At 69.2% G+C, this 9,775-nt stretch carries 12 protein-coding genes; 2 read left to right on the top strand and 10 right to left on the bottom strand.

What is annotated here, in order from left to right; all coding sequences use genetic code 11:
* Positions 1-35: 35 nt before the first annotated feature.
* From NE235_RS20335 to NE235_RS20310, 6 genes are all read right to left on the bottom strand, one after another.
* On the bottom strand, positions 36-179 hold the full coding sequence (locus NE235_RS20335; protein WP_252805242.1) for a hypothetical protein: 144 nt from the start codon (positions 177-179) through the stop codon (positions 36-38).
* An 869-nt stretch (positions 180-1,048) separates the two neighbouring features.
* Entirely contained in the window at positions 1,049-1,864 is an 816-nt protein-coding gene (locus NE235_RS20330) for a class II glutamine amidotransferase (protein WP_252805240.1), read from the bottom strand.
* Positions 1,865-1,888: 24 nt separating this feature from the next.
* Positions 1,889-2,788, bottom strand: coding sequence for an amino acid ABC transporter permease (locus tag NE235_RS20325; protein WP_252805238.1), 900 nt, complete (start codon positions 2,786-2,788; stop codon positions 1,889-1,891).
* Complete coding sequence (locus NE235_RS20320; protein ID WP_252805236.1) at positions 2,785-3,429, bottom strand: amino acid ABC transporter permease; 645 nt, start codon at positions 3,427-3,429, stop codon at positions 2,785-2,787. Before NE235_RS20320 ends, NE235_RS20325 begins: the two co-directional genes overlap by 4 nt.
* A 4-nt stretch (positions 3,430-3,433) precedes the next feature.
* Positions 3,434-4,384 carry a glutamate ABC transporter substrate-binding protein gene (locus NE235_RS20315; protein ID WP_252805234.1) on the bottom strand — a complete coding sequence of 317 codons (951 nt, stop codon included), beginning with the start codon at positions 4,382-4,384 and terminating at the stop codon, positions 3,434-3,436.
* Positions 4,385-4,400: 16 nt separating this feature from the next.
* The gene (locus NE235_RS20310; RefSeq protein ID WP_289848890.1) at positions 4,401-5,171 is read right to left on the bottom strand and encodes an amino acid ABC transporter ATP-binding protein; all 771 of its coding nucleotides are present in this window, start codon (positions 5,169-5,171) and stop codon (positions 4,401-4,403) included.
* Between the two features lie 139 nt (positions 5,172-5,310).
* Here NE235_RS20310 and NE235_RS20305 point away from each other — a divergent pair, with 139 nt between their 5' ends.
* Positions 5,311-6,216, top strand: coding sequence for a LysR substrate-binding domain-containing protein (locus NE235_RS20305; RefSeq protein ID WP_252805232.1), 906 nt, complete (start codon positions 5,311-5,313; stop codon positions 6,214-6,216).
* Positions 6,217-6,338: 122 nt separating this feature from the next.
* Here the strand turns inward: NE235_RS20305 and lpdA are convergent, their stop codons facing one another.
* Positions 6,339-7,724 carry a dihydrolipoyl dehydrogenase gene (gene lpdA, locus NE235_RS20300; RefSeq protein WP_252805230.1) on the bottom strand — a complete coding sequence of 462 codons (1,386 nt, stop codon included), beginning with the start codon at positions 7,722-7,724 and terminating at the stop codon, positions 6,339-6,341.
* 121 nt (positions 7,725-7,845) lie between these two features.
* Here lpdA and NE235_RS20295 point away from each other — a divergent pair, with 121 nt between their 5' ends.
* Positions 7,846-7,977, top strand: a complete 132-nt coding sequence (locus NE235_RS20295; protein ID WP_252805228.1) for a S1 family peptidase — start codon at positions 7,846-7,848, stop codon at positions 7,975-7,977.
* Between the two features lie 7 nt (positions 7,978-7,984).
* On the opposite strand, the gene trhA is transcribed toward NE235_RS20295, so the two are convergent.
* The 3 genes from trhA to NE235_RS20280 are packed head-to-tail and all read right to left on the bottom strand — an operon-like array spanning position 7,985 to position 9,639.
* Positions 7,985-8,659 carry a PAQR family membrane homeostasis protein TrhA gene (gene trhA / locus NE235_RS20290; protein ID WP_252805226.1) on the bottom strand — a complete coding sequence of 225 codons (675 nt, stop codon included), beginning with the start codon at positions 8,657-8,659 and terminating at the stop codon, positions 7,985-7,987.
* Positions 8,660-8,695: 36 nt separating this feature from the next.
* The gene (locus NE235_RS20285; protein WP_252805224.1) at positions 8,696-9,436 is read right to left on the bottom strand and encodes a hypothetical protein; all 741 of its coding nucleotides are present in this window, start codon (positions 9,434-9,436) and stop codon (positions 8,696-8,698) included.
* Complete coding sequence (locus NE235_RS20280) at positions 9,436-9,639, bottom strand: hypothetical protein (protein WP_252805222.1); 204 nt, start codon at positions 9,637-9,639, stop codon at positions 9,436-9,438. Before NE235_RS20280 ends, NE235_RS20285 begins: the two co-directional genes overlap by 1 nt.
* Between the last annotated feature and the right edge of the window lie 136 nt (positions 9,640-9,775).

Below are 9,775 nucleotides of genomic sequence, written 5' to 3'. Positions count from 1 at the left end.
GCCATCCATAGTGGTCGCGTACTTGTCACCCATGACTAGACCTCCCTTCCGGCACCGGCCGGCCGGGCGTCGTACGACACCGGCTCGGTCTCCTCATCGACGACGGCATGGATCAGCGTCGGCTCCTGTCTCCTCCGGATCACCAGGCCGCACTCCAGGGCGCCCAGCTTGGGGATCATCGGATTCGCGCCTTGGCCGGCTCCCGCGACCAGGTCCGCATCCGACCGGCCATCGCCCTGGCGGCATCGAGGATCTGGTTCATGTGACCGGCGCCGGTGCCCCCGCCCGTCAGCTACCCGGATCGTCTCCGGGTACTGGGTGACGACCTCGGCGGGAAGCACACCGCCGGCCCTGTCGGCCGTGGCGGACGGGATCGCCGCCACGCCACCGAAAACCTCGGCCAGATCCTCGAATGGCCGGGCCACTCCGTGAGCCTGCTCCGGCACGGCTTCCGGAGGCTCCGTTCCCATAAGAACGAGGAAGAGCCTTCGCCTGTCGTCATTGAAGACGACACCATCCCATGAAGCGTTCAACAAGGCGCACCCAACTCGGACCGGATATTGGGAACCGAATCAACTCCCGATACTAACCATAAACACGGAAAGCCTGCAAATAGAAACGTTCGTAACACGCCCGTATCATTGCAGAAACAAAAAGGGCCCGGCATTGCATCCTTTTAACCTGTGGCGACCGCCGATGACACGTCGAAACCGGCTCTGCACGAATTGTGTGACCTTGCGCCGATGCCAGGCCTGACCGTCCTCTACGGCCACCGAAGCATCGGATTGGGCGAGCCCCCGCAGGCGATCGCACTGGCGCTGGGCGGACGGGCGGGGTGCCGGCCGGCGGTACCGGTGAGCCGGATTACGCTGCGCAGAATGATCCGGTCACTACCCCATGCCGCCGCTGACGCCAGGCCATGGTTCCTAGGCGTCGACGACTTCGCGTTCCGCCGCGGCCACCGATTCGAAATCGTTCTGAGAGGCGCAACGAAAAGCCCGCGTGCTTTCGCGCGCGGGCTCTCGTCGGTGGTACGTGGAGGAGGAATTCAGGAGACGACCTGCGCCTCGGTCATCGCTTCGCGCGTCGCGCCCTGCCTCGCTCCGATGGCACCGGGGAAGCGGTGCACGGAGACGCGCAGGTCCCGGCGCCGTACCTGAAGGACCTGGCGGTACGGGAGCGGCAGCCACCGCTCGCCTTCGGGTGAAACGTCGGCGAAGCCGGTGGAGGCGACCACGATCCGATCCGACTCGACCAGGTAGCGCATCCGGAAGAACTCCGGGCCACGTCGCCGGCTGACCTCCGACTGCGGGTCCTCCTCCGCGTACGCGTACAGCGAGTCCTCGGTGATCAGCAGGCAGTTCAGACTGGCGAACTCGGCCCGGCCCCGAATCTCCGCCGCGGCGATCGCCATGGCGGTCACCGGGTCCTGATCCTGCATCAGTGACACGATGCGCAGGAAGTAGCGTTCCGAGTCGGTGGTGCCCGCGGCCTTGGCCAGCAGGAGGGGATCGACCAGTTCGTCCAGCGCGTCGGGGGGCGTGAAGAATCCGTTGTGCGCGAACGCGAGCGCCCCAAGCCGGAACGGATGGGTGTTGCCGAGTTCCACGGAGAGGTTGGGACTGGCCATGCGGATGTGCATGACGGCCGCGTCGGTCACCGCCTGGGCCGCCTCCGCGTATTCGCGGCTCGTCCGGGCCGGGGTGGTGCCCTTCGCCGTGACCAACCCGCCGTTCTGCCACGTCGCCACCCCCCAGCCATCCGCGTGTTCACTGGACAACTCGGTGAACTGGCTCAGCAGGTCGCCCAGGGTCTCGTTCAGCCGGCCGGGAGACCGTGAGACCAGGCCGAGCAGACGGCACATGACATTCCTTTCTCTATCGGGAGATCACACTGTCGAGTCATCGATCAGCGGCGCGCGACCACCCGAGCCAATGGCAGCGTTTTCGGCGAGCGCGGTGGATTCGGGATGTCTCCTCCTCCGGACTCCGCGCAGCCCCCGGTTCTCCAGCAGATGGGCGAATCGGGACAACGTTATGTTGATGGCGATGTATACGACGGCAGCGACCAGATAGGTCGGGAGCACGGTGTGGTAGTACTCGCCCAATACCTGTGATTGGTGCAGCAGTTCGAGGTAGCTGACCACGTAACCGAGCGAGGAGTCCTTCAGCAGCCGCACCGACTGGCCAACGAGCGCGGGGACCACCTTCCGTACGGCCTGTGGGATCACCACGAGCCACATGGCCTGCCAGTACGTCATCCCCAGGCTGGAGGCGGCCTCGGACTGACCGCGTTCGACGGCGAGGATGCCGGCGCGGAGGATCTCGGCGAAGACGGCCGCGTTGTTCAGCACGATCGCCAGGGTCAGCTGCCAGAACACCGGGAACGTCAGCCCGAGCCGTGGCAGGCCGAACAGGAACATGTACAGGAGCAGCAGCAGGGGAATCGCGCGGAACACCTCGACGTACGCGCGCCCCAGCGCCCGTGCCACCCGGGCCCGGGACAGCCGGACCAGGGCGACGAGGGCCCCGGCCGGGAGCGCGATCGCCATCGCCACCACCGTGACCAGGACGGTCGCCCATACTCCGCCCAGCAGGAACCGGATGGTGGGCCACTGGGTGAACACGCGCCACTCGTCGGCGGCGAGCATCCCGTGGGTCGTCAGGCGTCGCACCACCGCGACGACCGCAACGACGATCAGCAGCAGGGAGACGACCGTGGCGATGCGGATGCGCCGCCGGCCCGCCGGTCCGGGGAGATCGAACAACGTGCTCGCGCCGGTGTTCACCGTTTGAACGCCAACTTCCGCTCCAGTCGCCCGGTGAGCAGCCCACCGGCGAGGGTGATCAGGACGTAGATCGCGGTCGTGACCGCGAAGGCCGGGATCGGTATGTCGTAGGTGATGGTGAAAAACTGGGTCTCGCCGGTCAGCTCCCGCACGCCGACGGCTGCCGCGAGCGAGGTGTTCAGCGTCAGCGCGATGAACACGGTGCCCAGCGGCTGCACCATCGACCGCACCGCCTGCGGCAGGACGAGGTGGCGCAGCAGCTGGGAGAACCCGAAACCGAGCGCCCGCGCCGCCTCGATCTGCCCCGGGGGCACGGTGCGGATCCCGGACCGGACGGCCTCGCAAATGAAGGCCGCCCAGTACAGCGCCATCGCGGCGGTGACCGTGCCGAACAGGGGGTACAGCAGCCCGATCTCCGGGAGCCCGAAGACGAAGAGCACCAGCCACACGAGCAGCGGGATGTTGCGGAACACCGCCACGTACCCCACGGCCAGCCGGTGCAGGGGTGGGACGGGGCTGATATGGAACACCGCGAGCACCACGCCGGCCACGAGCGCGCACCCGAAGCCGAGGACGGTCATCAGCATGGTCAACAGGACTCCATGGGCGAGTTGCCCGCCGTGCGCGAAGATCGTGCTCATCGGGTCAGCTGCCCGCGACCGAGCCGATCGCCGGGGGCGCCGGCGGGTTGCCGCCGACCGCGGTGCCGATGGTCGCGTGCCACAGCTTCGCCCACGTGCCGTTCGACTGGATCAGCTTCAGCCAGTCGTCGACGAAGCTCTTCATCTCCGGCGAGGCCTTGGGCAGGCCGATCCCGTACGGCTCGCTGGTGAACGGCTGGCCGACCACCTTCACCTTCGGGTCGCGGTACGCGTCGCCCAGCAGGATCGCCTGGTCCAGGACGTACGCGTCGGCCCTTCCGTCCTCGACCGCCTGCACGCACTGGGAGTTCTGCTCGAACAGGATGATCTTGGCCGACGGCGCGACCTTCTTGACATCGTCGGCGGCGACGGAGCTGCTCTCCGTGCACACGGTCCTGCCGTTCAGATCCGCCGGCCGGGTGATTCGGGTGTTCCCCTTCTTGACCAGGATCGCCTCGCCCGAGGAGTAGTACGGCCCCGCGAAGGCGATCTTCTTCGCCCGTTCGGGTGTGATGGTGTAGGTGGCGAACACGGCGTCGACCGTTCCGTTCTGCAGGAGGGCCTCGCGGGTGTTCACGGTGACCTGGACCAGCTTGGTGTTCGGCTTGCCGGTGATGTATTTGGCCAGCATCGCCGACAGCGCCGCATCGAAGCCTGTGGTCTTCCCGCTGACCGGGTCCTTCAGGGAGAACAGCGCCGCCGTGTCGGTCCCGCCGACGATCAGCGTGCCCCGACTCTTGATCTTGGCCATCAGGCTCCCCGACGGGATCGCCGACGCGGGGGCGACCGGCGCGGAGTCGATGACCCGCTGGTAGTCGCCGGGCGGGCCGGCGGCTCCCGGCGCCGGGGGCAGTCCCTTGGCGGAGTCCGCGCCGCAGCCGGCCAGTGCGGCCACCAGTCCGGCGATCGGAAGCATCGCGGCCACGGACCGCCGTCCGCTGACAATGGTAAGCATCGGCACTCTCTTTCTCTCAGTGGCTGAGGATCTTGGACAGGAAGTCACGGGCACGGTCGGTGCGCGGGGCGTCGAAGAACGACCCCGGTGTCCCGGTCTCGAGAATCCGGCCCTGGTCGAGGAAGACGACCCGGTCGGCGGCGCGGCGCGCGAACCCCATTTCGTGCGTGACCACGAGCATCGTCATCCCATCCGCGGCGAGCTCGGTCATGACGTCGAGCACCTCGTTGATCATCTCCGGATCGAGCGCCGAGGTCGGCTCGTCGAAGAGGATCAATTTCGGATTCATGGCCAGTGCCCTGGCGATCGCGACCCGCTGCTGCTGGCCGCCGGAGAGCTCGCCCGGATAGGCCTGCGCCTTGTGCGCGAGGCCGACCCGCGTGAGGAGCTCCCGCGCCCGGTCGGCCGCCTCCCGCCGGGCGACACCACGTACCTTCACCGGGGCCAGCGTGATGTTGTCCAGCACGCTCCGGTGCCCGAAGAGGTTGAAGGACTGGAACACCATCCCGACGTCGGCGCGCAACCGCGCCAGCTCCCGGCCCTCCGACGGCAGCGCACGGCCCTCAATGGTGATCTCACCGGAGTCGATGGTCTCCAGCCGGTTGACGCACCGGCACAGCGTCGACTTCCCCGACCCGGACGCGCCCAGGAGGACGACGACCTCTCCGGAACGCACGTCCAGATCGACGTCACGCAGCACGACGTGATCGCCGAAGGACTTGTGGACCCCTCTCAACCGCACCAGGACATCGGCGGAGTCTGGGACCGGAGTGCGGGGGCTGGGCATCGCGGAATCCTTCCGGCTGAACGGTCGGCCGCTCATGAGCCCGGGCCGTGAGCGGATGCCGCAAGCATTCCGGCTCGGTGTCCTATAGGTCCAATGAGGTTTCCTTCCACAATCAATAAAGGACCCATATGATTGCGCGATGTTCGACCCTCGTCAGCTTCAGGTGCTCCTCGAAGTGGCGCGCACGGGCACCTACACCGCCGCCGCGGCCGCCCTGGGGTACACCCAACCCGCGGTGAGCTACCAGATGCGCATGCTGGAACGTGCCGCCGAGACGCCGCTCACCGTCAAGGCCGGCCGGAACATCAAGCTGACCAATGCCGGGAGGATCCTCGCCCGGCAGGCCGAGGTCGTCCTCGCGGCCCTGCGCGCGGCCGAGGATGAGCTGGCTCCGTTCACCTCGACGACCGGGGGCCGCGTACACCTGTCGGCCGTGCAGAGCGGCTGCGTCAGCCTCGTCCCCGCCGCGCTGGCCAAGCTGCGCAGGACCCACCCCGACCTGGAGGTGATCCTGACCCAGGCCGAGTGCGCCGTCTCCCGTGAACTGCTGGCCGCCGGGCAGGTCGAACTCTCGTTGATGTGCGACGTGGTGGACGACCCCGTCGCGGATGACGTCGTCTCCCCCGATCCCCGCATGCTGCGCATACCGCTCATGACCGACCGGCGGTGCGTCCTGCTCCCCGCCGACCACCCGGCCGCGGCCGCACCGTCGGTCGCGCTCGCGGACCTGGCGGGCGAGCACTGGGTCCTGGAGACCCAGCGGTCACGGTTCCTGGCGGCGTGCCAGACCGCGGGATTCGTTCCGAAGGTGGCGGCGACCAGCGACGACCAGCTCACCATCCACTCCCTGGTCGCGAAGCGCATCGGCGTGGCCGTGATCAACGAACTCGGCCTCACCGCGCGGCACGACCCCCTCCTCGTCGCGCGCCCGCTCGACGGCTGGCCGAGGCGCAGGATCTTCCTGCTGCTCTGGCCGGAGATGATCCGCGTCCCCCACGTACGTGCGCTGGTCGACGCCTTGCGCGCCGCGGCCGAGGAGCGCTGAGCGAGGACTCCGGCCAGGGAAGGCGTACGAGACGGGGCGGGAGCGTTTCGCTCCCGCCCCGAACCGATGAGCAGCCGATCGCCCTCGCGGGCCGTCGCGGCGGCCCGTGCGGTCGGTGAACCCTAGAAGTTGATCATGTGGCCGGCGAGGCCGTGGATCGCCTCCTTGACCGCCTCGCCCAGGGTCGGGTGCGCGTGGACGTTGCGCGCGACCTCGTGGACGGTCAGGTCCCACTGCTGGGCGAGGGTCAGCTCGGGCAGCAGTTCGGTGACGTCCGGGCCGATCAGGTGCGCGCCGAGGATCTCGCCGTACTTCTTGTCGCTGAGGATCTTCACGAAACCGGTCGGGTCGCCGAGGCCGTGCGACTTGCCGTTCGCGGTGAAGGGGAACTTGGCGACCTGGACGTCGAAGCCCTTCTCCTTCGCCTGCGCCTCGGTCCAGCCGAAGCTGGCGATCTGCGGCTGGCAGTAGGTGGCGCGCGGGATCATCACGTAGTCGAGTTCCATCGTCTCGGCGTCGGCGATGGTCTCGGCGGCGACGATGCCCATGGACTCGGCGGCGTGCGCGAGCATCAGCTTGGCGGTCACGTCGCCGATGGCGAAGATGTGCGGGACGCTCGTGCGGCACCGGCCGTCGACCTCGATCGCGCCGCGCTCGGTGAGCCGGACGCCGGTCTTCTCCAGGCCGTAGCCCTCGACGTTCGGCTGGAAGCCGATCGCCTGCAGCACCTTGTCGGCCTCGAGGACCTGCTGCCGGCCGTCCTTGGAGACGGTGACGCGGACCTTCTCGCCCGACTCGTCGATGCCCTCGACGCGGGTGGAGGTCAGCACGTCGATGCCCAGCTTCCGGTAGCGCCGGGCCAGCTCCTTGGAGACCTCCTCGTCCTCCAGCGGCACCATCCGGTCCATGAACTCCACGATCGTGACCTTGACGCCGTAGTTGCTCAGCACGTAGGCGAACTCGACGCCGATCGCGCCGGCCCCGGCGATCACGATGCTGCCGGGCAGCTCCTCGCTGAGGATCTGCTCCTCGTACGTCACGACCCGCTCGCTCAGCGACGTGCCGGGCAGCAGCCGCGGGGTCGCGCCGGCCGCGATGATGCAGTGGTCGAACGTCACGGTCTCACCGTTGACCTGGATGGTGTTCGGGTCGGTGAAGGTGCCCCGGCCGTCGAACTCGGTGATGCCGTTCTTCTTCATCAGGTAGTGGACGCCCTTGACGCGGCCGTCCGCGACCGTACGGCTGCGGCGGAACGCCTCGCCGTAGTCGAAGCGCACCTCGCCGTCGACCTGGATCCCGAACGTCTTCGCCTCACGGGTGAAGATGTGCGCCAGCTCGGCGTTGCGCAGCAGTGCTTTGGAGGGGATGCAGCCGACGTTCAGGCAGACGCCGCCCCAGTACTTCTCCTCGATGACCGCGGTCTTGAGGCCCAGCTGGGCGGAACGGATCGCGGCGACGTACCCGCCCGGGCCCGCGCCGAGAACGACGACGTCGAAATGAGTGCTCATGAGCAGTAACGATATTGCCCTGCGCGGACCCGCCCGACACGGTCCCGGCCCGGCCGCGACCGTGCCGCCGGAGACGCGGCCGGCCCCCGCGTCTGACCGCACCCGGTTATTCGCCCGGGTCGTGGCCAGAGGCCGGGACCGTGGCAAGGTGCTGGGCATCCTGTCGGCGATCAGCGGCGACTGTGCCTCGAGCGGGGCGTGGTTCCAGCCGATCACCGAGCCGCTCGGCAGATACGGCGTGTCGGTGTACTGAGCCGGGCTCAGGCGGCGCGGTAGACGACGAAGGACACCGCGATGTACTGCGCGACGTACGCGGCGATCGTGAAGGCGTGGAACACCTCGTGGAAGCCGAACCAGCGTGGTGAGGGGTCCGGGCGCCGCAGGCCGTACACCAGGCCACCGACGCTGTAGAGCAGGCCGCCGACGCACACGAGGATCAGCGCGGCCGCGCCGGCGCCGTCGAGCAACTGCGGCATGAAGCCCGCCGCGACCCAGCCGAGGCCGACGTACAGCGCGGTGTACAGCCAGCGCGGCGCGCGCACCCAGACGATGCGGAACAGCACGCCCGCGGCGGCGCCCGACCAGATCACCGACAGCACCACGGTGCGCGCCGTGCCGTGCAGGGCCAGCAGCGCGAACGGCGTGTAGGTGCCGGCGATGATCAGATAGATGTTGGCGTGGTCGAACCGGCGCAGCACCGCCTCACCGCGCGCCGACCAGTGGCCCCGGTGGTACAGCGCCGAGGTACCGAACAGCAGCGCCGACGTCACGGCGTAGACCGCGGCGGCCAGGCGCGCCGACAGGGTGGGCCCCAGGGCGACCAGGACGATGCCGCCGATGAGCGCGGCCGGGAAGGCCCCGGCGTGCAGCCATCCCCGCAGTCGTGGTTTGACGGATTGCGCGAACTCTCCCACACGTGCCGCCGGTCCCCCCATGAGCCCTCCTTCGTCCGTGCGCGACGGTTCCCGGACTCAGTATTCCGAACGGCGCGCCAGTCGTCTCCCGCCCCCCAGGCGTGAGGTGAAGTCGGTCTCCACCTCCTGGACGTCCTCGACGGTCACCGCGACCTCCTCGAGGGTCGGCCGGTCCCGCAGCCGGTCGGCGGCCCTGCGCAGCGCCCGCTCGCCGACGAGCCGGCTCAGCTCCAGGCCGAAACAGTCCAGCTTGTCGGCGTCGGTGAGGTCGTCGCGCGCCCGCAGGTCGGCGGCGAGTTCGCCGAGCCGCTGGGCCTCGGCGAGGTCGTACCCCCGCAGGGCGTGGCTGCAGAGTTCGGCGAGGGCGGCGTGGTCGCGGGCGAAGGACAGCCCGTTCAGGTCGTTGCCGGCCAGCCGGCTGAGCGCCCGCTTGCGGTCCATCGCCGCGTCGACGATCTTCAGCAGGCCGGACAGGAGGAGGATCGGGCCGATGCTGATGCCCTTGTCCTGGGCGATCATGAAGGAGGAGCGGAAGACCGCGGCCGACCCGACCGCGGCGGCCATGACCTGCGCGACGTCGGCGCCGATGGGCGGGGCGCCGGCGGGCAGCGCGAACCGCCAGCCCATCGACTCGGCCAGGATGAGGGCCAGCGTCGAGGCGGACGCGTTGACGACGACGTACAGCAGCCCGGACGGGCAGAACACCGCCGCCGCGGGCTTGTCCTGGTAGCGCCCCACCAGCTCCGCGATGCCGATGACGGCGCCGAGCAGGGCCGCGAAGAGCATCCTGGTGACCATCAGGCCCCCCTCGCGCGTACCGGTTCCAGCCCGGAGGCCATCAGGCGGCCTGCCCGGGCCGCCTCCAGGAAGACCAGGAGCCACTCTCCCGGCCCGGTCGCCGTGCCGTGCCGGCGGCGCGGCGGCGCGTCCCTCGCCTGGAGGAACACGAGCAGCCAATCCCCTGTGCCCGAGGCCGTGCCCCGGCGCATTCGCGTAGACATGGCGAGTACTCTCGCGGGCCGGCCGCGTGAAGGCGACGACCCGGTGGGCGCGGGTGGGCGAACGTCCTGCCCAGGGCGTCCGCGAGGCAGACTCAGGGCGAGTCCGGGCCATCACGGCGGATTCTTCGCGGGCCGG

This window comes from Actinoallomurus spadix (genome assembly GCF_024055725.1).
Classification (GTDB): Bacteria; Actinomycetota; Actinomycetes; order Streptosporangiales; family Streptosporangiaceae; genus Actinoallomurus; species Actinoallomurus spadix.
Note: the sequence above shows the minus strand (reverse complement) of the source record. Positions and strands in the feature narration are given on the sequence as shown.